This is a genomic window from Streptomyces sp. NPDC002825, from assembly GCF_040295385.1.
Classification (GTDB): Bacteria; Actinomycetota; Actinomycetes; order Streptomycetales; family Streptomycetaceae; genus Streptomyces.
Map to the genome: position 1 here is coordinate 194,284 of NZ_JBEOVH010000008.1, position 24,453 is coordinate 218,736.

Consider the following 24,453-nt stretch of genomic DNA (forward strand, 5'->3'; position numbering starts at 1 on the left):
CACGTCCGCATCCCGGCACAGCGCCGCGCCGGAGGCTACGGCTCCCCGCTCCGCAGGGCGCGCAGGCGCCTTCGGTACTCCTCCTCGTCGATCTCACCGCGGGCCAGCCGCTCGCCGAGGATCTGCTCGGGCCCGCTGGGCCCCTGGCGCGCGGGCCGCTCCCCGGCACGGTCCAGCGAGCGGAAGAGCAACACGGCCGCGGTGATGAGGAGGCCCCAGAACAGGACCATCCCCGCCGACATGGCGAACCAGCCCCACCCGTTCATGCCGTCTCCGTACCAGAACATCATGGCTACTCACGCTCCCGGCAGCCGGACCGGGACGTGCAGGGCGTCCCTGCTCCCGATCGGGCCGACATTCCACGGTGCCCCGGTCCGCACACGGGCGCACAGGGCCGACCGGCCCACGCGGGGCCGCCGGTCGGGCACCGAAAGGGACGAGTGGCCCCTGGGGCCGGAATTCCCGTTCGCCGAGCGTGGGGGAACCAGCAGGCGTCCGCGTCGACGGCGCGAGCTGCTGCCAGGAGGCATCATGATCCGGCGTACCGAGAGATCGCCCCACGCGGACCGTGCCCCCCGACCGTGGCAGATGCTGCTCCTGGCCACGGTGGGATTCGCCCTCTGCTTCTGGGCGTGGGCCCTGCTCGCACCGCTCGGCCCCCGGCTGCGTGACGATCTCGACCTCAGTTCGTTCGAGCAGTCCCTGGTGGTCGCCGTGCCGGTGGTCGTCGGTGCGCTCGGCCGGATCCCGGCCGGAGCGATGACGGACCGCTGGGGAGCCCACCGCGTCTTCCCCCTGGTCTCCGCGCTGACGATCCTGCCGGTCCTGTACCTGGGGCATGTCGCCGACTCCTTGCCCGAGGTGCTGGCGGGCGGCCTCTTCCTCGGGCTCGGAGGAACGGCCTTCGCCGTCGGCGTGCCGTTCGTCAACGCCTGGTACCCGCCGGAGCGCCGGGGCGTCGCCCTGGGGCTCTTCGGCCTCGGGACCGGCGGCACCGCGCTGTCGGCGTTCACCACCGTCCAGCTGACCGACTCCGTCGGACGTGCCTTCCCCTTCGACCTCGTGGCCGGCTGCCTCGCCGTGTACGCACTGACGGCGTGGTTCCTGCTGCGCGACCGTCCGGGACGCGCGACGGCGGCGGGCTCGCTCGTGTCACGCACGGCCGCGGCCGTGCGCACGCCCGCGACCTGGCAGTTGGCGTTCCTGTACGCCGTGTCCTTCGGCGGGTTCGTCGCCTTCAGCGTCTACCTGCCGACCTATCTGACCCGGGCCTACGACCTCGGCCGCTCCGACGCGGCCCTGCGGACGGCCGGATTCGTCGTCCTCGCGGTCGCCATGCGGCCCCTCGGCGGCTGGCTCTCGGACCGCACCCACCCCGTGCCCGTACTGACGGTGTCGTACGGGCTCGTGGCGGCCTGCGCGGTCGTCGCCGCCGCGGAGGCGGAGCTGGTCCCGGTCGGCACGGCCGCCTTCCTCGGCATGGCCGCCGGCCTGGGGGCCGGTTCCGGGGCGGTCTTCGCCCTGGTCGCACGTCTCGTGCCGGCCGAGCGCGTCGGCTCGGTGACGGGTGTCGTGGGGGCGGCGGGAGGCCTCGGGGGCTTCTTCCCGCCGCTGGTGATGGGTACGGTCGAGAGTGTCGCGCACGACTACACGTGGGGCTTCGTCCTCCTCGCCGTCACCGCGCTCGTCGCCGGCGCGCTGACCACGACGACCGTCCGGCGCCGCGCGCGCACCACCGAGAACGCATGACCAGGCCCGGCGGCTCCCGATGGGGCCGGTTGTCCCCCCGTCCGGGCCCGGACGGCCGTAGCCGTCGATTCCCTCCCGGGTCTCGTATGGGAGGCATGAACAGCGACCGGCCTCTCCTGATCGCCACGAAGGTCCGCAAGATCTACCGGACCGGTTCGGTGGCGGTGACCGCCCTGGACGACCTCGATCTGTCCGTGCGCCACGGCGAGCTCGTGGGTGTCATGGGGCCGTCGGGGTCCGGCAAGACGACCCTGCTGAACTGTCTGTCCGGGCTCGACGACATCGACGGCGGCCGGGTGGAGATCGACGGGCACGACCTCTTCGCGATGTCGGACGCGGCGCGCACGGAGCACCGGGCCCGCACGATGGGCTTCGTCTTCCAGTCGTTCAACCTCATCCCGGTCTTCTCCGCGGTGGAGAACGTCGAACTGCCCCTGCTGCTGGTCGGCACCCGGCCCCGCGAGGCGCGGCGCCGGGCGCTGGCCACACTCGCCCGCGTCGGCCTCGAACACCGGGTCGGGCACCGGCCCAGCGAGCTCTCCGGCGGTGAGCAGCAACGGGTCACGATCGCCCGTGCCCTCGCAGGCCGGCCGGCCATCGTGTGGGCGGACGAACCGACCGGAAACCTCGACAGCGCCATGGCCGGCCAGGTCATGGACCTGCTGAGCGAACTCAACCGGGAGGAGGGCCAGACCATCGTCCTGGTCACCCACGACGCCGTCATCGGCGCACGCGTCCCCCGGCTGATCCACATGCGCGACGGCCGGCTGGTCCACGACCTCCACCAGCCCGTGCCGGTCCCAGACCCGGCCACCGACGTCTCCCGGGGCTGACGATGTACCCGAACCTGCTGGCCCCGCTGCTGATCGCACTCGCGCTCGTCCTCGTGGCGCTCGCCCTGGTCGCGGTGCGGCAGCCGGTGTCGCGGCGCCTGGCCTTCCGCCGCCTGGCTCGACGGCGTACCGAGGCCGCTCTGGTGATCGGCGGTTCGATACTCGGTACGGCCATCATCATCGGGGCCCTGGTGGTCGGCGACACCCTGAACTTCTCCGTGCGGCAGGAGGCGTACCGCACCCTGGGTCCGGTGGACGAGCGCGTCGTCGCACCTCCCGGCCCGGCCGGCCGCACCGTCGCCGAACGGCTCGGCGCACTGACGAGCGACCCCGATGTCGACGGTGTCCTCGTCGCCCAGGCCACCCAGGCGTCGGCCGTCAGCCGTAGCGGCGGCCGGCCGGTCGCCGAACCGCGTGTCCTGGCCTGGCAGACGGACTTCGACGAGGCAGCGCACTTCGGTGCCTCGGGCGGCGCCTCCGGTCTGGCCGGACCGGCCCCGAAGCCCGGCGAGGTCGTGATCAACGCCCCCCTGGCGCAGTCCCTGCGGGTGGGAGCCGGGGAGCCGATCACCCTCTACCTGTTCGGCACCCCGCACGCGTACCGCGTGGACCGTGTGGTGCCGGAGCGGGGCCTGGCCGGTGTGGGTCTGGGCGGCAGGCTGAACCGTGACGCGTTCCTGGCTCCCGGGACCCTGGACGCCGCGGCCCGGGCCGCCGGAACGGAGCCCCGTTCGGTCGTGTTCGTGTCCAACCGCGGCGGTGTCGAGAGCGGCGACGCCCTGACCGGGCAGGTGACCGCCGACATCCGCGAAACCCTGGGGCCGCTCGCCGGCCAGGCCGCGATCGACACCCCGAAACACACGGTCCTGCGGGACGCCCGGCGGGCCGGGGACTCGCTCGGCGCGCTGTTCCTGATGATCGGCAGCTTCAGCATCATCGCGGGCGCCCTGCTCCTCGTGAACATCTTCGTCATGCTCGGTGAGGAACGGAAGACGCAGATGGGCATGGTGCGGGCCATCGGCATGAAGCGCTCGCGCCTGGTCGGCTCCTTCACCCTCGAAGGCGCGGTGTACGCGCTGCTGTCCGCCCTGCCGGGGGTGGCCATCGGGGTCGCCGTCGGCTGGGGCGTCGCCGTGGTCGCCGCGGAGATCTTCCAGGGTTGGTCGGTCGGCGGGAGCAGCCTCCGGATCACGTTCGCCGTCACGCCGACCAGCATCCTCAACGGCGTGGCCCTGGGTCTGCTCGTCGCCTTCGCCGCGATCCTCGCCACCAGTGTGCGCATCAGCAGGTTCAACATCATCGCCGCCATCCGCGACCTGCCGTCGACGCCCGGACGGCGCCCGCGCCGCAGGCTGCTCGTCGTGTGCAGCGCCCTGTCGGTCCTGTTCGCGCTCGCGGCCGTCCCGGCGATCGCCCGCAGCCAGGCCGAAGCGACCTACCTCATGCCGGCTCTCGCGCTCGCGTTCGCCGCCCCGGCCCTGCTGCGGGTGATGTCCCGGCACGCCGTCACCACGCTCGTGGCGGGCGCCGTGCTCGTCTGGACCCTCCTGGCGCCGGTCCTGCGGCCGCGGATCTTCGACACGCCCTCCATGTCCGTGTACGTGATCCAGGGGGCCCTGGCCGCCTTCTCCGCGGTCGTGCTCGTGAGCGACAACCAGAAGACGCTGCTGCGCCCCGTACGGCGGTTCCTCGACCGCCCGTCCGAGTCGGGCCTGGCGGCGCGCCTCGCGGTCGCCTACCCGCTGGCGAAGCGGTTCCGTACGGGTGCCACGCTCGTGATGTACACGCTGATCGTCTTCGTGCTGGTCCTCCTGACGGAGATCTCCGGCATCCTCCGCGCCGGCGTCGACGGGGTCGTCGCGGACGCCACGGCCGGCTACTCCCTGCGGCTCGACCACAACCCGCAGGTCGCGGGCGATCCCCTCGTCACCGCACTGCGCAACGGCCCCTCGGCCGCCGGGATCTCCGCCGTCACCCCGCTGCTCAACGCGACCGGCCGGGCCACCGACCCCGGTCACCGCAGCACCCAGCCGCTGGACGTCGCGGCCGTAGGGGTGCCGGACGGCGCGATCACCGGCATCACCTTCCGCGAGCGGCTGCCCGGACTCGCGGACGACCCGGCGGTCTGGCGCGTCCTGGCCACCGACCCCCGCTATGTGGTCCTGGACGGCTTCTTCGGCAGCACCGGAGGCCCGGCGGGCGACTACTACGACCCGGGCGACACCCTGACGGTCACCGATCCGCGGACCGGCCGCAGCGAACAGAAGGTCATCGCGGGCGTGCTCAGCAACGGAATGGTCTTCTACCCGGGCACCGGCGCCAGCTCGACCACGTACCCCGTGGTCATGGGAGAGGGGAGCATGCGCGAGTTGTTCGGCGACCAGGCGCAGCCCGCGTCCGCCCTCGTCAGCACCCGCCCCGGGACCTCGCCGGACGACCTGGCGACCCGGCTCCAGGGCGAGCAGCTGCGGTCCAGCCTGGTCGCCACCCCGATCGCCTCGGAGATCCGCCACCAGTTCGACGCCAGCACGGCCTTCTTCCGCCTCATGCAGGGTTTCCTCGCGCTGGGCCTCGGCGTGGGCATCATCGGTCTCGGCGTCGTCATGGTCCGTGCCGTACGCGAACGCCGCCGCACCATCGGCATCCTGCGTGCCCTCGGTTTCCGGGCGCGCACCGTCCGCCGGTCCTTCCTCTGGGAGAGCGCCTTCATCGCGTCGGAGGGCATCGTCCTCGGGTCGGTCCTCGGCGTGCTCACCACCTGGCTCATGTACCGCAACAGTGCGGCCTTCGAGGGCCTCCACGGCGGGTTCCCCCTCGAATGGACCAGCATCTGCGGCCTGGCCGCGGCCACGTTCGCCGCGTCGATCCTGGCCACCATCGGTCCGGCCCGCCGCGCCGCCGCCATCCGCCCGGCGCGCGCGGTCCGCATCGCGGACTGAACCCGCGGGTCCCGGCGTACAGGACACGGCGTTTCCTTCGCGTCTGCTCAGCTCGTGGCGGGGGTGGTGTAGCGGTCGGGGTCCGCGTCGAAGGCCGCGGCACAGTGGGCGGAGCAGAAGTGGAGGGTGCCGACGGGGCTGTCCCGGTGCTCGGGGGCGGTCACCGGGTCGACGTCCATGCCGCACACGGGGTCCACGGCCGTCCCCTCCGAACGGGCGGTGTCTTCGTCCCGGGCGGCCCGGTCGGCCGCGGACTCGACCTCCGGCCGCCGGCCGCGCACCGCCTCGGTCTCGGGCAGGGGCGCGGCTTGCCATCGGCGGAGCCTGGAGGCGTTGGTGACGACGGACAGGGAGGAGAGGGCCATGGCCACGGCGGCGATGATCGGGCTGAGCCGGATGCCCCAGAGCGGGTAGAGGGCGCCGGCGGCGATGGGGACGCCGACGGCGTTGTAGACGAGGGCGAAGAACAGGTTCTGCTTGATGTTGCGCATGGTGGCGCGGGACAGGCGGATGGCGGTGACGACTCCGGCGAGGGAGCCGGAGATGAGCGTGATGTCGGCGGCCTCGATGGCGACGTCGGTGCCGGTGCCGATCGCGAGGCCGACGTCGGCCTGGGCGAGGGCGGGGGCGTCGTTGATGCCGTCGCCGACCATGCCGACGGTGTGCCCCTCGTTCTGGAGCCGGCGGATCTCGTCGGCCTTGTGCTCGGGCAGCACTTCGGCCAGGACGCGGTCGATGCCGACCTGGCCGGCGATGGCGGCGGCGGTACGGGCGTTGTCGCCGGTGATCATGACCACGTCGACGCCGAGGCGGCGCAGGGCGCCGACCGCCCGGGCGGAGTCCCCCTTGAGGGGGTCGGCGACGGCGAGCACGCCGGCCGGACGTCCGTCGATCGCGGCGAGGACGGGGGTCCTGCCCGCCTCCGAGAGGTCCGTGGCGACGCGGTCGAGGGTGGCGGTGTCGACGCCGGCGTCGTGCAGGAGGCGGGCGGCGCCGACCAGCACGGTGTGCCGTTCGACTTCGGCGCGGACGCCCTCGCCGGTGATCGATTCGAAGCCGGTCGCGGCGGGCGGACGGACGCCACGGGTTCGTGCGCCCGCGACGATCGCCTGGCCGAGGGGGTGTTCGCTGTCGGCCTCGACGGCGGCGACCAGGCGCAGCAGTTCGGCTTCGGTGACGTCCTCGGCGGGCCGTACGTCGGTGAGGACGGGGCGTCCGGCGGTGACGGTGCCGGTCTTGTCGAGGACGATCGTGTCGAGCTTGTGGGCGGTCTCCAGGGCTTCGGCGGAGCGGATGAGGATGCCGGCCTGGGCGCCCTTTCCGGTGCCGACCATCACGGAGAGCGGGGTGGCCAGGCCCAGGGCGCAGGGGCAGGCGATGATCAGGACGGCGACGGCGGAGACCAGGGCGAGAGTGAGTGCGGGGGAAGGCCCCACGGTGTACCAGAGGGCGAAGGTCGCCACGGCGATGGCGATGACCGCGGGGACGAAGTAGGCGGAGATGGCGTCGGCGAGGCGCTGGATCGGTGCCTTCGACGCCTGGGCGACCCGTACGAGGCGGATGATCTGGGCGAGCACCGTGTCGGCGCCGACTTTGGCGGCACGCACCCGCAGCGACCCGGTGGTGTTGACGGTGGCGCCGACCACCGTGTCCCCGGCGTGTTTGGTCACCGGCATCGGCTCGCCGGTGACCATGGACTCGTCCACGGCGGACGAGCCGGACAGCACCTCGGCGTCGACCGGGATCTTCTCTCCCGGCCGGATCACGATCTCGTCCCCGACGGCCACGTCGTCGATGGCGATCTCGGTCTCGGTCCCGTCGCGGACGACACGTGCGGTACGGGCCTGCAGGCCGATCAGGGCGCGGATGGCCTCACCGGTGCCGGCCTTCGCCCGGGCCTCCAGGAGACGGCCGAGCAGGATGAGCGTGAGGATGACGCCGACGGCCTCGAAGTAGACCTCCCGCACGTCCTCGGGAAGCAGTCCCGGGGCGAGGGTGACGAAGAGGCTGAAGACGTATGCGGCGCTCGTGCCCAGGGTGATCAGCGAGTTCATGTCCGCCGACCGGTGCCGCAGCGCCGCCCAGCCGATGGAGTGCACGGGCCATCCCGTGTACAGCATCACCGGAGTGATCAGAGCCAGCTGGAACCAGTGGTTCAGCATCCAGCCGGGCACCCAGTCGGCGCCGAACAGTTCGTGGGCCATCACCGCGAACAGCACCGGCGCGGTGAGCACCGCCCCGACGACGACCCGGCGTGTCAGGTCCTTGATCTCCGCCTGCCGCTCGGCGAGGTCCGCGTCCTCCGCGGCGGTGGCGTCCTCGTGCCGCCCGGCGGCCGCCGGCGCGGGCGGGGCCACGGCCGGGGCTTCGGCGGGGCCGTCGGCGGGTTCGACCACGAGCGTGCCGTGGATCATGTTCATGCCGCAGGCGAACCCGAAGGTGCCCGGCCGGTCCGGGTTCAGCCGCACCGTCGTCCGGGTGTGGGCGGGCAGCCCCGCCCCGACCCTGAGGTCGGGGAAGACGACGCGCGAGGTGCACTCGCCCGCTTCCTGCCGGTCGAAGACCACCTCCACCGGCACTCCCTCGCGGACCTTGATCAGACTCGGGCTGTAACCGCCGCGCACGATCACGTCGACCCGCTGCACACCGCCCTCCAGACGCGCGGTGCCGGCCTTGCGCGGGCCGAAGAAGTACCGGCCCAGGGCGGTGATCAGCCCCAGGGCCACGACGCTGACGACCACGTCCGCGACGGTCATGAGGCTCGCCTCCTCGCACGCGCCTGCCCCTCCACCTTCGCGCGCAGTATCGACTCGGGCCACCACTCCGGGGCAGGGACTCTTCGGCCTGGGACACGGGACCGTTCGGCCCATCCTCGCCCGGTCCCCGCGGCGGGAGGATGACGGGGACGAAGGAGGCCCGTGATGAAGCAGAATCGATGGGGTCTGTACGCCATCGCCGTGGCGATCGCCGTCGTCGGCGCCCTCGCCCTCGGCGTCCCCGTGGGGACACTCACGATCCTCGGTCTCGCGATGGCCTGTCCGCTGATGATGTTCTTCATGATGCGCGGCATGCACGACCAGGACACGCACGACGGTCGCGACCGTGACCGATCCCGGTCCGGGCGGCCCTGAGCGGCGTGCGCACCGGGTGAGTGCCGTGATCGGCATGACCGCCCTGACCGTCGCGGGGATGGTTCTCGGCGCCTTCGTCTATGACACGGCCCGGCTGATCGGCTCCTCCGAGTCCCGCTGCCCGCCGCTCGCCCGCGTGCTGGGCCGGCGGCCCGCGCTGGAGGCCGCGGAACGGCGTCTGGTGGGCCTGCGGCTGCGCGGCCGGATCGACGAGGCCACGTACCGGCGGCGCATGACGGCGATCGCCCACGGCCTGCGCGACAGTGACCCCCCGCGCCGCCCGCTGCGGAGGAGAACGTGAGCGGCGGATCGGACGCGGGGCCGCTGCTGACCGCGACCGGGGTCGTGAAGTCGTACCGGCGCGGCGTATGGCCCGCTCGGCGTGCGGTCCCGGTGCTGAAGGGGGTGGATCTGAGCCTCGCGGCCGGTGAGGTGGCCGGGCTGGTCGGTGAGAACGGCTCGGGCAAGAGCACGCTGATGCGGATTCTCGTCGGGGACCTGCCGGCGGACGCGGGCACGGTGATCCGCCGTGGACGGCTCGGGTACTGCCCGCAGCAGCCGGTGGTGTACGAACGGCTCACCTGCGACGAGCACTTCGAGCTCCTCGGGCACGCCTATGGGCTGCCCGGCCGGGCGGAGCGCGCCGGCCGGGCCGAGATCTACGCCCGGCTCGGCTTCGGGAGGTACGCGACCACCCGCGCCGACCGGCTCTCGGGCGGGACGCTGGCCAAACTCAATCTGGGCCTGGCCCTGCTGGCGGACCCCGAGGTGCTGCTCCTCGACGAGCCGTACGCCGGTTTCGACTTCGACACGTACCTGAAGTTCTGGGAGCTGGTGGCCGACCGGCGCCGGGCGGGCCGCTCCGTGCTGATCATCAGTCACTTCGTCAGCGACGCCGAACGCTTCGACCGCATCGTCCACCTCCGCGACGGGCAGGCGACGGAAGCATGACCACCGTCCCGCTGCTCGTCCGGCGCTTTCTGCGCGACGCCGCCCGCACCCCGGTGAACCTGTTGGTCCTGGTGCTGGTGCCGGTCGTGTTCGTCGTCGTGGCGTCCCGCCCGCTGGCCGACGCGGCCGAGCTCCTGGGCGGTGTCGGCGGGCCCCCGGTCGAGACCGCGACGGCCGGCTGGGCCGCGGGGTTCATCGCCGGCGTCGCCATGTACTTCCAGGTGCGCGGCGCCCGGGCCGCCGACCGCCGCCTGGTGCTCGCCGGCCTCGCCCCCGCCCGGCTGGTGGCGGCCCGCCTGGCGACCGGACTCGCGCTGGCGGGCTTCGCCTCCGCGGCCGCCCTGGTGACCCTCACCGTCCGTACCGGCCTGGGCGACGCGCCCGGCCGGGTCGTCGCGGGGACCGTGATGTACGCGGTGGTCTACCTGGCGATCGGGGCCGTGATCGGTGCCCTGGTCGCGAACCCGGTCAACGGCACCGTACTGGTGCTGTTCGTGTGGATCCTCGACGTCTTCCTCGGACCCGTCCTCGGCGCCGCCGACCGCCCCCTGACCTGGGTCCTTCCGACCCACTTCGTCACCTTGTGGATGGTGGACCTGCCCTCCGGCCACGGCGGGCGGGTGGGGGACTTCGGCTGGGCCCTGACGTGGACCGCCGTCGCGCTGGCGGTCGCCTGGTCGGTGATCGCCGCCACCAGCCGCACCGCGCACGCTCGTCGCCGTGCCCCGGCCGGTTCGCCACGGGACCAGCTGTCCGCGGGCCTACGGGCGGGGCTGCGGGAGACCGGCCGCAACCGCGTGCTCTGGGTGCTGCTCGTCGCCGTGCCCGTCGTCTTCGTCCTCCTCTCGGTCGCGACCACACCGGACGCGTTCACGACCCTGACCGTCCGCGAGAACGGCGCGGAGCACACCGTGCGGCCGTGGCTCCCCGACATCCACGGCGGCACCATGGCGCCGATCGCCATCGGCTCGCTCGCCGCGCTGACCGGCGTCTTCACCGTCCTCGACGCCCGCTCCGCCGACCGGCGGCTCGCCCTGGCGGGCTTCCACCCCGCCGCGCTGCTCGCCTGCCGCCTCACGGCGGTCCTCCTCGGCGCGCTCACGGCGACCGCCGCCTCCCTCGCCGTCACGGCCACCGTCTTCGACGCCCGCGACTGGCCCCGCTACATCGCCGCCGGCATCCTCATCGCCCTCACCTACGCCCTCATCGGCGCCCTGCTGGGCCCCGTCTTCGGACGGCTCGGCGGCGTTCTGATCGCCTTCCTGATCCCCTTCGTGGACCTGGGCATCGGCCAGAGCCCCATGCTCCGCCCCGAGCCGCCCGGCTGGGCGCACGTCCTGCCCGGCTACGGCGCCGGGCGCGTCCTCACCGACGCCGCCCTCACCCCCAACTTCGACACGGCGGGTCCTCTCCTCCTGTCGCTCGTCTGGCTCGCGGGCCTCGCCGTCGCCGTCGCGGCGCTGTTCCACCGCGCCCTTCCCACCGCCCGCTGAGGCACAGGGGTACCCCGACCGAGCATTTAGCCCGCGTTTGCATCTATAGCGCTTCTGCAATTATTGTTTGAGCACGTAAGCAGCTCACTCAATCAAATGCGGAAGGACGCGCCATGCCGCTTGCTCTCCTGGCTCTGGCTGTCGGAGCCTTCGGGATCGGCACCACCGAATTCGTGATCATGGGACTGCTGCCCCAGATCGCCGCCGACTACGGCGTCACCATCCCCACGGCGGGCCTGCTGGTCACCGGCTACGCACTCGGCGTCGTCGTCGGCGCACCACTGCTGACCGTCCTCGGCACGAAGGTCAGCCGGAAGCGGATGCTCATGCTGCTCATGGGCCTGTTCGTGCTCGGCAACCTGCTGTCCGCGCTCGCCCCGAACTTCGGGATGATGCTGACCGGCCGTGTCGTCGCCTCCCTCGCCCACGGCTCGTTCTTCGGCATCGGATCCGTCGTCGCCGCCGAGCTCGTCGCACCGGAGAAGAAGGCCGGCGCCATCGCCACCATGTTCACCGGACTGACCGTCGCCAACATCGTCGGTGTGCCGCTGGGCACGTTCATCGGGCAGGCGGTGGGCTGGCGCACCACCTTCGCGATCGTCGCCGCGCTCGGCGTGATCGGGCTGCTCGGCATCTCGAAGCTCGTCCCGGCCGTACCCCGCCCCGAGGGCGCCCGGCTACGCGGCGAGCTGAAGGCCTTCCGCAACCCGCAGGTGCTGCTCGCGATGGCCATGACCGTGCTCGGCTTCGGCGGTGTCTTCGCGGCCGTCACCTACATCGCGCCGATGATGACGCACGCCGCAGGCTACTCCGACGGGGCGGTCACCTGGCTGCTCGTCCTCTTCGGCGTCGGCATGTTCCTCGGCAACCTGCTCGGCGGGCGCTTCGCCGACCGGGCGCTCATGCCCCTGCTGTACGCCACCCTCGGCGGCCTCGCGGTCGTACTCGCCCTGTTCACCGTGACCGCGCACCACAAGGTCCTCGCCGCGATCACCCTCCTCCTCGTCGGGGCGCTCGGCTTCGCCACCGTGCCGCCGCTGCAGAAGCGCGTCCTCGACCAGGCGCACGGCGCGCCGACCCTGGCCTCCGCCGTCAACATCGGCGCCTTCAACCTCGGCAACGCGCTCGCCGCCTGGCTCGGCGGCATGGTCATCGCCGCCGGCTTCGGCTACACGTCCCCGAACTGGGTCGGCGCCGTCCTGGCCGCCGCGGCCCTGCTCCTCGCCTTCTGGTCCGCGGCGCTGGAGCGCCGTACACCCGCGAAGGACGCCGGCGGCGTCGAGGGAGAGGCCGTCGCCGTCGAGGCCCTCACCGTCACGGCGCCCGCCGCGCCCGCCCCCGTACACCACTGACCGCCCTCCCCATCCGCAGCACCGACGGAAAGAGCACCCGCACCATGGCACCGTCCACCACCCCCACGGTCACGCTGAACAACGGCGTCGAGATCCCGCAGCTCGGCTTCGGCGTCTTCCAGGTCGCCGACGACGCGACCACCGCCGCCGTCGCCTCCGCCCTCGAGGCCGGCTACCGCAGCATCGACACGGCCGCCGTCTACGGCAACGAGGCCGGCGTCGGCCGTGCCCTCGGCGCCTCCGGGCTCGCCCGCGAGGAACTGTTCGTCACCACCAAGCTGTGGAACGCCGAGCAGGGCCACGACGCCACGCTGCGCGCCTTCGACGACAGCCTGGCCAAGCTCGGCCTGGACTACGTCGACCTGTACCTGATCCACTGGCCCGCCCCGGCCCGTGACCTCTACCGCGACTCCTGGCGCGCCCTGGAGCGGCTCGCCGACGAGGGCCGCATCCGCGCCGCCGGCGTCTCCAACTTCCAGCCCGGGCACCTGCGCCGGCTGATGGACGGCGCCACGCTGACCCCGGCCGTCAACCAGATCGAGCTGCACCCCGGGCTCCAGCAGTCCGAGCTGCGCGCCTTCCACGGCGAGCACCGGATCGCCACCGAGGCGTGGAGCCCGCTGGCGCAGGGTGCGGTGCTCGACGACCCGGCGATCACCGCGATCGCCGCCGCCCACGGCAAGTCGCCGGCGCAGGTCGTCATCCGCTGGCACCTCCAGCTCGGCAACGTCGTCATCCCCAAGTCGGTGACCCCGGCCCGGATCCGCGCGAACTTCGACGTGTTCGACTTCGCCCTCACGGACGAGGAGATGGCGACGGTCGCGGGTCTCGACCGCGGCCTGCGCACCGGCCCGCACCCCGACGAGCTGAACTAGGCGCCCACCGCCCGCCCCGTCACCAAGGGACCATGCTCATGCCCTGGCCGGCCCAGTCCGCGAAGGACACGGGCCGGCCGCCCAGCTTCAAAGGCAGGATCCGGTCACAGGTGGCCCGGGCGTCGAACCACATCTCGCCCCGGTGCGGGCCGCTGACGACGAGGAGGGTGGAGAAGCCGCAGCCCCCTTCCTGAAGGTGGACCGCGCCCGCCGTCTTCCGTTCCTGCAGCACCCCGCACTCGGCGTCCCACGCCTCCCACGCCCCCGCGTCCTCGCGCGGGGGCTCACGCGCGTCCAGCTCGTCGTCGTACGCGTCGTACGCGTCGGGGTGCGGGAACGGCTCGGCGAGCAGGTCGTAGTTGGTGTCGGTGTCGCCGTACCAGCCCCAGCCCCGCGGGCCGCGCCACAGCTGCCTGAAGCCCCGGCCGGCATCGCCGTACCGGAGGATGTGGTCGCGGTACTCGGCGGGGAACACGATCCCGAGCTCGCCCTCCGCCTCCCGCACGTCCGCCTCGGTCAGCCGCCGCGTCAGCGGATTCCCGAACCGCCGCACCGCCTCCGCATCGAGCCGCTCGTGGCGGTGCCCGCGCAGGAGGCGCTCGTACTCGGCCTGCCAGTCGATCGTCATGCGGCGAGGATAGGCGTCGCGCGCGACGCGACAGCGCCCCGTCGCGGTACCGCGTCCCGGGCCGGCGACGACTACGGCTGCGGTGTCAGTGCGCTGACGTATCCTTCCGGCCACCGCACACCGACTCGGAGGAACAAGAGAATTGACCGGCCTGTCCGCCTTCCCGCTGCCCTTCCAGACGTCCCGATCCATAGCGTTCGCGGCACCCCGGACGCTGCGCGAACTTCAGATGATGCAGTGCAGCGCTCACCTCCGGGCGAAGCCGGGGTGGTTCGACAAGAGGAACGACGCCGACATCGTCTCCAGGTGGACGCGGGAAGCGCTCGCCCAGGGCCTCACCGAGGCGCAGATCCATTACGTGCTCGCCGAACTCGCGCATTACGCCGCGCTGCGGGACGAGCGGACCGGCGTCGAGGTGTCGGCCGTCGACGGCGTGTGGCAGTCGGACACGCTGGTCGACGACGAGCTCAGGGCCCGGCTGCGCGAGGCGGTCCGGGTGCTGGAGGACGTCCCCGAAGCAGAGCGGGACTGGCACCCCGGCTCCGACGGCCAGGTACTGGACCTCGTGCACCCCTCGCTGTTCTGCCTGGTGCGGGAGGTGAGCGGCGCGCCCGAGCGGGCTTGGCAGAACCCGACCGACCGCTACGCGAAGTACGAGTTCTCGGAGAGGTTCCAGTGGCTGCCGACGGACGTCGACGTCAGTGACGAGGGCACGGTCGCCTTCCGCTCGTACGTCAACAACGTCCACCCGGAGACCCATCACGAACTGGCCGCCGTGCTGCCGGAGCTGTTCGCGCGCTTCCTCCCCCTGCTGGAGAACGTGCTCACCGATCTGCGCCACCCGCGGCCCCTGCGGATCGAGGCCGATCCGTACGGGTGGTACGACTCGGAGCCGGAGTATCCGGACAAGTCCGCCTACAGCGACGACGAGGCCTACGCGGAGGCCCGCCGCGCCTGGGAACAGGCCCAGGACGAGTGGTGGGAGAACCGTCGCCCGGTCGTCCCGGACGCCCCGGACTTCACCGCGCCCGAGCTGCCCGCCGCGGCCGACCGGGTCGACCTGCGCGGACGTCGTCTCCAGGTCGTCGTGAAGCTCGCGACCATCCATCTCACCCCGGAGAAGCCCGAGTACGCGGGCGGTTCCTGGCATGTCGAGGGGATGCTGAACGAGCGGATCGTCTCCACCGGCATCTACTACTGGGACAGCGAGAACATCACCGAGAGCCGGCTGAGTTTCCGGGCGGCGCTCGACGACCCGGACTACGAGCAGAACGACGACAACGGTCTGCGCGAGGTCTACGGCCTGGAGGACGAGGACGCGCTGAACCAGGTGCTCGGATCGGCGTCGACCCCGGCGGGCCGCTGCCTGGCGTTCCCCAACGTCCTGCAGCACCGCGTCGGTTCGTTCCGCCTCGCGGACCCCACGCGGCCGGGGCACCGCAAGATCCTCGCGTTCTTCCTCGTCGACCCTTCGGAAACGATCGTCTCCACCTCCGATGTGCCGCCGCAGCAGCCCTGGTCGGACACCTCGACCATGACGCTCGAGCAGGCCGAGGCCTTCCGTGAGGACCTCATGCGGGAACGCAAGTTCTTCGTCGACGAGCACAACGAGCAGCTCTACGAACGGGAGTTCTCCCTCTGCGAGCACTGACCGCCACGGCCCGGCCCGGCCTCAGGCCCGGCCGGGCCGGACGCGGTCCGGGAGGCGGTGGACACCGTGACCCGAGGTCAGAAGCGGTCGGTCATGAGGTCTCCGCTCCGGCCGAGGCGGCGTGCCTCGTCGCGGGCCGCCGCGGCCGTGCGCGCATCGCCCAGTGCGTCCGCCAGACGCGCCCTGCTCAGCCAGTTGTACGGGCTGTCCGGACGCAGCGCGGTCCGCTCGCTGATCAGGACACGCGCCATGTCGTGCCGCCCGGACCGCAGGGCCGCCTCGACGAGGGTCTTCTGGACGGCGTCGCGCTGGGCGTGGCTGCCTCCGAACTCGTGGAGCCGCCTTCGCAGCGGCCACAGCAGCTCCAGGACGGTGTCGTGATCGCCTGCGGCGTGGGCGACGAGGGCCTCGCACACGGGCAGGCCCACGTGTGCGGTCATCGCGTGGTTGCTGACGGCGCTCGCGCTCGGCTCCGTGAGCCACCGGCGGCGGTCGGCGATCAGCCGTTGCGCCTCCCCGACCCGGCCGGCGCCGACGTAGGCCATGACCGCGTGCACGTCGTTGAAGGCGTAGAACGGCGGGTCGGCCCGTGCCGACCAGGCGTCCGCGAGCGCCTCCCAGCGGCGGGTCTGGTCGGATCCGGCCAGATGGAAGCGCCACAGCATGGCCGCCGCGTCGAGGAGTTCCATCGCCAGTCCCCGGGATCCCTCGTGGTGCAGGGCGGCGTCGTAGATGCCGAGGGCCTTGTCGGCGTGCCCCGCCTCCAGGGCGTAGAGCGCGTAGTGCCACCAGTTGTGGACCGTCAGGAAGTTGCCCCCGGACCAGTCGCCGCTGCGCGCGTCGAGGAAGGCCGTGCCCTCGGCGAAGCGGCCCTGCATCTCGTAGGTGTGCACGACGGCGTGGATGGCCCACACGTCGTGGCGGTTCCGCTCGACGGCGGCCGAACCGGTGTCCCGGGCGTGTGCGTAGTGCCCGCACTCCTCCAGACCGAAGGCGTACATGCCCAGGACCGGGCCCCGGTGCGGGTCGTCCTCGTCCCAGGCGGACAGGGCGCCGCCGATCCTGTCCCGCAGGCGGAGGGCGTCACCGGTGAGGAAGTCGAGCTGGTGCCCCACGAAGAGCGCGAGCGCGTCGCGCGGGTGGGCCACGGTCAGCTCCTCCAGAAGGGCGCTCCCTTGGCGCAGGTCGCCCGCGAGGAGGCTTTCGGCGGCGGCCGTGTGCAGGCGCTCCCGCAGGGGCAGTGCGGTCACGTCGAGACCGGACGCGAAGCCCTCGAACCGCCGCCGGGCCGCCGCGGCGCCGGCGGGCTCGGTTCCCAGCACGCCCAGATAGGCCGCGAACGCGTGCGCGAGCGGTGCGGTGGGGGCGGTCGCGAGCAGCTCGTCGACCGCCCCGGTCACTTCGGGGCGGAAGAAGAGCAGGGCCTCCACGGCCCGGTCCAGCCGCTCGGCCGCCTCCGCCGTGCCGTCGTACAGCTCGTGGCCGTGCCGGTCGGTCGCCAACGCTGATCACCTCGTCAGGGGAGCGGTCTTGTCGGATCGGCGCCCGCACTGCAGGACGCCTCTTCCCATGGAGCCAGGAACCGGTGCCGGCGCACAGTACCTGAAGGGGTGATCCGCCCGCCGCCGTGACTCATGCCTCATCCGGACGGTGGCCGGTCGGCGGTAGCGTGCCGCCCGTGTCCGAGCACCCGCGCGACCTCGTCGGCTACGGCGCCGAGCCGCCGCACGCCGCCTGGCCCGATCGCGCCCGCGTGGCCGTGAGTCTCGTCCTCAACTACGAGGAGGGCGGCGAGCACAACGTCCTCGACGGCGACCCCGCCTCGGAGGGGTTTCTGCACGAGGTCGTCGGTGCGCCACCCGTGGCCGGCGGCCGTGACCTGAACGCCGAGTCGATGTTCGCGTACGGCTCGCGCGCCGGTTTCTGGCGCGTCCACCGCACGCTGCGGGCGCACGGGGTGCCGCTCACCGTCCACGCCGTCGGGCAGGCCCTGGAGCGGAATCCGGACGCGGCGCGCGCGATGGGCGCCGCGGGCTGGGAGGTGGCCGGGCACGGCTGGCGCTGGATCGACTACCGCGAGGTGCCCGAGGACGTGGAGCGCGCCGACATCGCCCGTACGGCCGCGACGATCGAGCGGCTCGTGGGGCGCCGGCCCGTCGGCTGGTACACGGGCAGGACGAGCCCCGCCACACGGCGTCTCGTCGTGGAGGAGGGCGGTTTCCTCTACGACTCCGACGACTACGCGGACGACCTGCCGTTCTACGTCGGGGCAGCCGGCCGGCCGCACCTCGTGGTGCCGTACAGCCTGGACGCCAACGACTTCAAGTTCCTGCTCGTCCACGGGTTCACGACGGCGGACGACATGCTCGCGTACCTCGTCGACACCTTCGACACCTTGTACGCGGAGGGCGCCGAACGCCCGCGCATGATGAGCGTCGGCCTGCACGGCCGGATCATCGGCCGGCCCGGCCGCATCCGGGCGCTCGACGGGTTCCTGCGGTACGTCGCGCAGCGGGGCGGGGCGTGGGTCGCCACGCGCGAGCAGATCGCCCGGCACTGGCTGGCCACTCGACCCCCACCTCCGTCGTCTGTGCGACCGACGCCACCCGTGTGAGGGAGCGCCCACCGTCACGATCAGGCCGTTCCGGGGGCGCGGGGCATGGGCCGGAGCGCGGCGGGGCACCGATGCCCGCGTGCCCATCACCGACGAGACACAGCGATTCGCCGCCCTGTCGGCGCGGCTGACCGGCTTCGACGCGGGGGACCTGGCGGCCACCGGGCTCGTCGAGGTGTACCGGTCGGTCGCCGCGGAACGGCTCGGGGCGGACCGGTACGAACGGCTGTTGCGGGAACCCCCGGACCCGGAGGACCTACGGTCGGCGGCCCGGGACGTCACCTACCTCTGGTACACCGGCAGTTGGCCGGGGCCGCGGCCCGCGCTCGTGTCCCCGCGCGCCTACGCCGAGGCCCTCGTGTGGAAGGCGGCCGGCCTCACGGCTCCCGCCGCCGCCCCCGGCGGGTACGGGAGCTGGGCCGAGGGGGACGAGCGGTGACGCGGTACGACGTGATCGTCGTGGGCGCGGGCATCGCCGGCTCACTGGTCGCCCATCGGCTCGGGCGGCGTGGCCGCCGGGTCCTCGTCCTGGAGGCGGGCGCGAGGGCCGGCCGCGAACCGGCCGCCGACCCGCTCACCGCGTACCTGACGGCCGCGGGCGCACTGCCCGGCTCCCCCTACCGGCCCCATCCGGCGGCCGCCTCGCCCGAGGTGACGGACCTCGCCGGTACGGAGGGGACTCACGGCTTCCGGGCGGCAGGCCATCTGCTGCAGGACGGCCCGCTCCCGTACGCCAGCGGCTACGTGCGCGCCAACGGCGGCACCGGCAACGTCTGGACCGGCCTCACGCCCCGCATGCTGCCCGAGGACTTCGACACCGAGTCCTTCGGGTACGGAAGGGCGTGGCCGCTCACGTACGACGATCTGGAGCCCCACTACCGCTCGGCCGAGGAGGAGCTGGGCGTGGCCGCCGACGCCGACGAGCAGCGGGCGCACCTCGGTCTGCGCTTCCCCGACGGCTACGTCTTCCCGATGCGGCCGCTGCCGGCCGCCCGGCTCGACCGGCTCCTCGCGGCCCGGCTCGACGGGCGGAGCGTCGAGGATCCCGTCGGCCTGCGCGAGGTGGAGCTGCGGGTGGTCGGCACCCCGCACGCGCGCAACGGCGTCCCCGACCCCCGGTACGACGGCGGCCGCGGTTACGTGCCCCGTGGGCGGGACGGGCGGCCGGACCCGGACAGCCGGTGCGTGGGCAGTGCGGGCTGCATCCCGCACTGCCCCTCGTACGCGAAGTACACCCCGCTCAAGACCCAGGGCCGGTGGAGCGGGTCCGTCACGCTCCGGGACCGGTCCGTGGTGAGCCGCGTCCTCGTCGACGGGCGGGGACGCGCCACGGGGGTCGAGTACCGCTCGTACGACGGCGGGGTGTCCGTGGCGCACGCCGATGTCGTCGTGCTCGCCGCGCACGCCGTGGAGAACGCCCGGCTGCTGCTCCTGTCGGGCCTCGCCGGCCGCAGTGGCCAGGTGGGCCGGAATCTGATGGACCATCCGGTGCTGCTGACCTGGGGCCTGTTGCCCGAGGGCGAGCACGCGGGCGCGTACCGGGGGCCCGGCTCCGTCTCCGGCTTCGAGGGCTTCCGCTCCGGTCCGGCTCGGAAGCTGCGGGCGCCGTTCCGCGTCGAGTTCGGGACGTGGGGGTGGATCTGGGCGAAGGGCCCGGTCGACACGGACGTGCAGCACTTCCTCTTCGAACGCGGTTTGTCCGGAAAGGAGTTGAGGCGGGCGGTCGGGGACCGGCTGAGCCGTCAGTTCACCTTCCAGTTCGAGATGGAGCAGGGTGCCGACCCGGCGAACCGGGTCACGCTCCACCCGACCGAGCGCGACGCCCTGGGCCTCCCGCGGCCTCTCGTCACCTACGACCTCGGCGAGCACGTCAGGGAGGGGATGGCCGCGGCCCGGGCCGTGTCACACCAGCTCTTCGCCCTGCTCGGCGCCGAGGACCACACGGACTACGCACCCCCGGCGGCCTGGCCGGGCCGCTTCGAGCACCGCGGGCGCACGTACGGATACCGCGGTGCCGGTCACGCCGCCGGGACCCACATCATGGGCGACTCCCCCGCCACCTCGGTCGTGGACGCCTGGCAGCGCTGCTGGGACCACCCCGGTCTGTACGCCGTCGGCTGCGGCAGCATGCCCTCGGTGGCCACCTCCAACCCGACGCTGACGATGGCCGCGCTCGCACTGCGCAGTGCCGAGCGCATCGAGGCGGACCTCACGGCCCGCGACCGGCCCCTCTCCCTCGAACCGACCGCCCCAGGAGCCCCCGCATGAGCTCACGTCCCCTGCCGCCCGTGGCCGAGCCCTTCCGTCTTCCCTTCCACTACGGGGCCCTGCACCAGATCGGCGTCGACTGGCTGGTCGACCCGGGCCCGGTCCGCGAGCTGCTGTCCAAGTACCACCCGGATCTGACCGCGGCCGTGTTCGACGACGGACGGGCGCTGGTCTCGCTCAACTACCAGCTGTACTTCGCGCAGTACCCGTTCGGCGGCGGTGTCACCCAGGAGATCGAGGTCAACGTCATCGCCTTTCCGACGGCCGACGCGCACCGTCTGCCGCGGCTGACCTACGCCGAGTACGCGCAGGGCTGGGACCAGACGAAGCTGCTCGGCATCGCCCGGTTGCACGTCGTCTGCGACAACCCGTTCGCGATCAGGGCGGGGCGCGAGCTGTACGCGGAACCCAAGTACCCGGGCTGGTTCGAGGTCGGGCTGCCGTCCCTCAACGGGCCCGCGGGCGAGACGTGGACCGTGCGGTGCAAGGCGGGCAGGGTCGGCCCGGACGACACCCTGGAGAAGGATCCGGCCCCGCTGCTCGACCTCACGGTGAGACTGGACGGGCTCACCTCCGTGGCCGCCTCCTCCGCCCCGATCACCGGGTACGGCACCGACCGCGAGGGACGTCTGCTCGCCGGCCCGATGAACGTCTACCGGCCCTACGCCTGGTACGGCCTGAGCGCCTCCGAGCACTCCGGACGCACCCACCTCGTCGTGCGCGCCCCGGACGGCGATCTGGGCCGCGACCTGCGCGCCCTCCTCCCGGACGGGGCACCGGCCGCCGGTGCCTGGACCTACCAGTCACCGCCGGTGGCCGCCCACCACCGCCCGTACTACCCGGCGACCGGACCGCGCCCCTGACAGAGGCAGGACGAACGGGGCCCGCCGCCGGCCGGCGGCGGGCCCACGGGGATCCTAGGTGGCGGCCCGGGCGCCGGGGACGGTCCGCAGGATCGCCGCCGCCAGGTGGGCGGGGTGGACCAGCGGCTCGGAGATCCCGAGCTCGAAGAAGTCGACGCCCTCGGTCAGGACGTACGCCTCGGTCCTCCCGCCCTCGTCGAGGACGGCGCCCCATTCGTCGTTCCACGACACGTGCCAGGTCTGCCGTTCGGCCGTGGTGTAGGCCAGCACGCACCCGCACAGGACCTCGTCGTCCTCGGTGCCGCCGGCGTCCGGGGCCCCGTGGTGGGTGGTGTCGACGGTGGCGGCCGCGCCCAGTCGGGCGGCCACCGCGACGATCGTGTCGTGGACGGTGGCGGGGGCCCGGTCGGCGCCCTGCGGGACCGCCTCGTCGAGAGCGCCGAACAGCTCGGCGTACTCTCGGGCGCCGGCCCCCTCGGCGCGGTCGACGGCCGCCGCCGCGCCGCCCAGCGCCTGCGCGATGCGAGGGGTGTCGGGAATGTCGCCGCGGCTCTGGGCGGTGGTGATGCCCGCGAGAAGGGTCCGGGCCAGGCGCTGGGTCTCCGCCGTCAGCTCCCGCACGGCCGCCACGGCGGCCCCGGCGTCGCGGGGACCGTACACGGCCCACTCGTCCTGGAGGGTGCGGTGCGCGGCCCCGACGACACGCGCGGAGCCGTAGAGGACCTCCGCGGTGAGCCGGGGATGCCGCTCGACGCACTCGACCGCGTACTCGGCCTCCATCGCGACGTCCGCGCCGATGCCGTCCTCGACGCCTTGGCGGAACGCGGCCGCGACGGCCGTGTCGACGTCTCCCTTCCGGCCGGGGACACCGGCCTCCGTGCTGAGGTCGTGGGACTGCTGGGAATCGCTCATACCCTGGTAACGACGGGCCCGGGCGGAAGGCAACCTCCGGGGCGGACGGTGCGTCCTCCCCCACACGACCCGTCGGCGCCCTCGCGCCCGGCCCCACCGGACAGGACATGTGATGAGTGACAAGGCCCGCATCCTCTTCGATGCGCTCGACCTCGACCAGGACGGCACGCTGACCCGTACCGAGGTCATCCGGGCGCTGCGGGAGAAGGGGCCCACCCTGGCGGCGCAGGGGCTGATCCCCCTCTGGGGAGTCGGGGACGTCGACGACTCCGCCGCGCTGTTCGACGAGGCCGACGCGAACGGCGACCGCGTGCTGAGCTTCGAGGAGTTCGCCGCGGTCGTCGACCGCCGCTTCGGATGGTGAACCCCGAAGTCGCGTGAGGCTCCGCTCCTCAGCCTCTGCGCACGTGGAGGACGTGGGCGTCGAGGGGCAGCGGACGGTGTCCGACGAGCGCGAGGCCCGCCGCTTCGAAGAGTCGCGCGTACGCGTCGGCGCGGCGCTCGCGGCCGCCCGTGTTGCACAGCATGTGCAGGTCCCACGCGGTCGCCAGGGACGGCGTGGCGTCGGCGGGCAGCAGCCGTTCGACGACGAGCAGGTCGGCGTGGGGCGGCATGGCTTCCGCCAGGTGCCGCAGGATGTCCCGGCACCGGGCGTCGTCCCAGTCGTGCAGGACCCGGGAGAGCAGGTACACGTCCCCGGCGGGCGGTACGTCGGCGAAGTCGCCGACCCGGTAGTCGCACCGCTCGCCGAGCCCGGCGGCGGTGAGCCGGTCCCGCGCGGCGGCCACGACGTGCGGCCGCTCCAGGAGGATCCCGCGCAGCGCAGGATGGGCGGCGAGGACCCGCCGGAGGAGCTCTCCGGTGCCGCCGGCCACGTCGACGACCGTGCGCGTGCCGGGTCCGGCCGCGGCCGCCGCGAGGACGGGGTGCGCCGGCAGGGGGTCGAACATCCGGGCACTGGCGGCCATGGACCGGTCGAAGGTCTCGGCGAGTCCGGGGTCGTGGGCGAAGTGGTCGAAGTGGTTCTCGCCGTAGAGGTGCTCGAAGCCCGGTTCGCCGGTCCGCACGGCGTGCCCCAGGTGCGCGAAGGACTGGTAGAACGGGCCGCCGTACATCAGGGCCAGGGGCCGCATCGAGCCTGCGGCGTCCTCGCGCAGCAGCAGGCCGGGGGCGGTGAGGCGGAAGCCGTCCTGGTCCTCGGTCACCACGCCGAGCATGGCGAGGTACCGGAGCAGCGTCTCCAGGGGCTCGGGGCGCGCTCCGACCTCGCGCGCCAGCCGCCGGGCGCCGCGGGACTCGTGCGCGCTGAGCGCCTCAGGGAGGCGCAGCTCGGCGCAGGCGGCGAGGGCCTGGGTGGTCCAGGCGCCGGTCAGCAGCCGCAGGAGCGTTTCCGCCGCGCGGGAGTCGGTGTCCCCGAGCGTGCCCTCCCGGGCTTCGGGGCAGGCCGGTCCCTCGGCCAGGTGCTCGGCGAGCAGGTCCCGGTGGTCGCCGACCGCGTACAGCTCCATGCGCCGGTAGTCGGTCTTCGTCCCGTCCGGGGTCGCGAAGTAGAACACCGTCCCGTCCTCGTGCGGGTTGTACCCACCGCCGTCCGCCACCGCCCCGTGCCGTACGAGCGTCGCCCGCAGCCCGCGCAGCACCAGCGGGTCGGGCCGGTCGACGTCGAAGGCGAGGTGCGCCTCGTGGTCGTGGTCGCGTTCCCGCTCGGCCAGTGCGGACAGCGCGGAACCGGGTGGCACGGCGAGGGCGAACACCTCGACCGCCCGGCGCTCCCCGGAGGGTCCCGGCACGGTGGGCCGGAGAATCCTTACGTCAAGATCGGCGGCGTCGATTCCGTGGCGCGCGGCCAGCCGGTCGCGTACCACGACGCTCGGCCGGGATCCGGCCTCGTCGGGAAGGCCGCAGGCGGCGAGGGCGGTCCGCAGTCCGGGCCGGTCGGCGGGGAAGACGAGGAGCGCGGCGTGGGCGAACCGGCAGCGGTCGGCCACCGCCCGCAGCTCGGGACCGTCGAGGCCGGGCAGCACGCGGGAGAGCAGGACGGACGTCTCCTGTTCCCGGACGAAGTCGGCGGTCGCGCGCAGGCGCCGGACGTCGTCGGGCGCGAGGCCGGTCGGCAGGGCAGGGGTACGCATCAGGGGGCATCCTCGGTGAAAGGGCGGGAGGGAATGGGCCCCGGCCGACGGGCCGGGACCTG

21 protein-coding genes are annotated in these 24,453 nt (G+C 73.3%); 15 read left to right on the top strand and 6 right to left on the bottom strand.

Annotation, left to right across the window (positions count from 1 at the left end):
• Positions 1–35: 35 nt before the first annotated feature.
• Positions 36–290 (bottom strand): SHOCT domain-containing protein, encoded by a 255-nt coding sequence (locus ABT041_RS13925; protein ID WP_351183608.1) that lies wholly within the window; start codon positions 288–290, stop codon positions 36–38.
• Between the two features lie 241 nt (positions 291–531).
• Here ABT041_RS13925 and ABT041_RS13930 point away from each other — a divergent pair, with 241 nt between their 5' ends.
• The 3 genes from ABT041_RS13930 to ABT041_RS13940 all read left to right on the top strand — a co-directional run bounded on the left by ABT041_RS13930 (position 532) and on the right by ABT041_RS13940 (position 5,521).
• Positions 532–1,749: an MFS transporter gene (locus ABT041_RS13930; RefSeq protein ID WP_351183610.1), complete on the top strand. Its 1,218-nt coding sequence runs from the start codon at positions 532–534 to the stop codon at positions 1,747–1,749.
• A gap of 95 nt (positions 1,750–1,844) precedes the next feature.
• Entirely contained in the window at positions 1,845–2,582 is a 738-nt protein-coding gene (locus tag ABT041_RS13935; RefSeq protein WP_351183612.1) for an ABC transporter ATP-binding protein, read from the top strand.
• Between the two features lie 2 nt (positions 2,583–2,584).
• Positions 2,585–5,521, top strand: a complete 2,937-nt coding sequence (locus ABT041_RS13940; RefSeq protein WP_351183614.1) for an ABC transporter permease — start codon at positions 2,585–2,587, stop codon at positions 5,519–5,521.
• 47 nt (positions 5,522–5,568) lie between these two features.
• On the opposite strand, the gene ABT041_RS13945 is transcribed toward ABT041_RS13940, so the two are convergent.
• Positions 5,569–8,277, bottom strand: coding sequence for a heavy metal translocating P-type ATPase (locus ABT041_RS13945; protein ID WP_351183616.1), 2,709 nt, complete (start codon positions 8,275–8,277; stop codon positions 5,569–5,571).
• Between the two features lie 165 nt (positions 8,278–8,442).
• Between ABT041_RS13945 and ABT041_RS13950 the strand changes: the two genes are divergently transcribed.
• The 6 genes from ABT041_RS13950 (at position 8,443) to ABT041_RS13975 (ending at position 13,323) form a co-directional block, all read left to right on the top strand.
• The gene (locus tag ABT041_RS13950; RefSeq protein WP_351183618.1) at positions 8,443–8,652 is read left to right on the top strand and encodes a DUF2933 domain-containing protein; all 210 of its coding nucleotides are present in this window, start codon (positions 8,443–8,445) and stop codon (positions 8,650–8,652) included.
• A 34-nt stretch (positions 8,653–8,686) separates the two neighbouring features.
• Positions 8,687–8,953: a hypothetical protein gene (locus ABT041_RS13955; protein WP_351183620.1), complete on the top strand. Its 267-nt coding sequence runs from the start codon at positions 8,687–8,689 to the stop codon at positions 8,951–8,953.
• Positions 8,950–9,603, top strand: a complete 654-nt coding sequence (locus ABT041_RS13960; RefSeq protein WP_351183622.1) for an ABC transporter ATP-binding protein — start codon at positions 8,950–8,952, stop codon at positions 9,601–9,603. Before ABT041_RS13955 ends, ABT041_RS13960 begins: the two co-directional genes overlap by 4 nt.
• Positions 9,600–11,096 carry an ABC transporter permease gene (locus tag ABT041_RS13965; protein WP_351183624.1) on the top strand — a complete coding sequence of 499 codons (1,497 nt, stop codon included), beginning with the start codon at positions 9,600–9,602 and terminating at the stop codon, positions 11,094–11,096. Before ABT041_RS13960 ends, ABT041_RS13965 begins: the two co-directional genes overlap by 4 nt.
• A 113-nt stretch (positions 11,097–11,209) precedes the next feature.
• Positions 11,210–12,448 (top strand): MFS transporter, encoded by a 1,239-nt coding sequence (locus ABT041_RS13970; RefSeq protein WP_351183626.1) that lies wholly within the window; start codon positions 11,210–11,212, stop codon positions 12,446–12,448.
• A gap of 44 nt (positions 12,449–12,492) precedes the next feature.
• Positions 12,493–13,323: an aldo/keto reductase gene (locus ABT041_RS13975; protein ID WP_351183628.1), complete on the top strand. Its 831-nt coding sequence runs from the start codon at positions 12,493–12,495 to the stop codon at positions 13,321–13,323.
• A gap of 19 nt (positions 13,324–13,342) precedes the next feature.
• Here ABT041_RS13975 and ABT041_RS13980 read toward each other — a convergent pair whose 3' ends face one another.
• Entirely contained in the window at positions 13,343–13,951 is a 609-nt protein-coding gene (locus ABT041_RS13980; RefSeq protein ID WP_351183629.1) for an SMI1/KNR4 family protein, read from the bottom strand.
• Between the two features lie 142 nt (positions 13,952–14,093).
• Here ABT041_RS13980 and ABT041_RS13985 point away from each other — a divergent pair, with 142 nt between their 5' ends.
• The gene (locus tag ABT041_RS13985; protein ID WP_351183631.1) at positions 14,094–15,602 is read left to right on the top strand and encodes a DUF4246 domain-containing protein; all 1,509 of its coding nucleotides are present in this window, start codon (positions 14,094–14,096) and stop codon (positions 15,600–15,602) included.
• Positions 15,603–15,679: 77 nt separating this feature from the next.
• On the opposite strand, the gene ABT041_RS13990 is transcribed toward ABT041_RS13985, so the two are convergent.
• Positions 15,680–17,104, bottom strand: a complete 1,425-nt coding sequence (locus ABT041_RS13990; protein WP_351183633.1) for a tetratricopeptide repeat protein — start codon at positions 17,102–17,104, stop codon at positions 15,680–15,682.
• A gap of 176 nt (positions 17,105–17,280) precedes the next feature.
• Here ABT041_RS13990 and puuE point away from each other — a divergent pair, with 176 nt between their 5' ends.
• The 4 genes from puuE to ABT041_RS14010 all read left to right on the top strand — a co-directional run bounded on the left by puuE (position 17,281) and on the right by ABT041_RS14010 (position 21,347).
• Positions 17,281–18,216, top strand: coding sequence for an allantoinase PuuE (gene puuE / locus ABT041_RS13995; RefSeq protein ID WP_351183635.1), 936 nt, complete (start codon positions 17,281–17,283; stop codon positions 18,214–18,216).
• Between the two features lie 79 nt (positions 18,217–18,295).
• Complete coding sequence (locus ABT041_RS14000; protein WP_351183637.1) at positions 18,296–18,655, top strand: hypothetical protein; 360 nt, start codon at positions 18,296–18,298, stop codon at positions 18,653–18,655.
• Positions 18,652–20,484, top strand: coding sequence for a GMC family oxidoreductase (locus tag ABT041_RS14005; protein ID WP_351183639.1), 1,833 nt, complete (start codon positions 18,652–18,654; stop codon positions 20,482–20,484). Before ABT041_RS14000 ends, ABT041_RS14005 begins: the two co-directional genes overlap by 4 nt.
• Positions 20,481–21,347, top strand: a complete 867-nt coding sequence (locus ABT041_RS14010) for a hypothetical protein (protein WP_351183641.1) — start codon at positions 20,481–20,483, stop codon at positions 21,345–21,347. The genes ABT041_RS14005 and ABT041_RS14010 overlap by 4 nt, the downstream gene beginning before the upstream one ends.
• A 54-nt stretch (positions 21,348–21,401) precedes the next feature.
• Here the strand turns inward: ABT041_RS14010 and ABT041_RS14015 are convergent, their stop codons facing one another.
• Complete coding sequence (locus tag ABT041_RS14015) at positions 21,402–22,259, bottom strand: hypothetical protein (RefSeq protein WP_351183643.1); 858 nt, start codon at positions 22,257–22,259, stop codon at positions 21,402–21,404.
• Between the two features lie 112 nt (positions 22,260–22,371).
• Between ABT041_RS14015 and ABT041_RS14020 the strand changes: the two genes are divergently transcribed.
• The gene (locus tag ABT041_RS14020; RefSeq protein WP_351183645.1) at positions 22,372–22,623 is read left to right on the top strand and encodes an EF-hand domain-containing protein; all 252 of its coding nucleotides are present in this window, start codon (positions 22,372–22,374) and stop codon (positions 22,621–22,623) included.
• A gap of 28 nt (positions 22,624–22,651) precedes the next feature.
• Here the strand turns inward: ABT041_RS14020 and ABT041_RS14025 are convergent, their stop codons facing one another.
• On the bottom strand, positions 22,652–24,391 hold the full coding sequence (locus tag ABT041_RS14025; RefSeq protein ID WP_351183647.1) for a methyltransferase: 1,740 nt from the start codon (positions 24,389–24,391) through the stop codon (positions 22,652–22,654).
• Positions 24,392–24,453 lie beyond the last annotated feature (62 nt).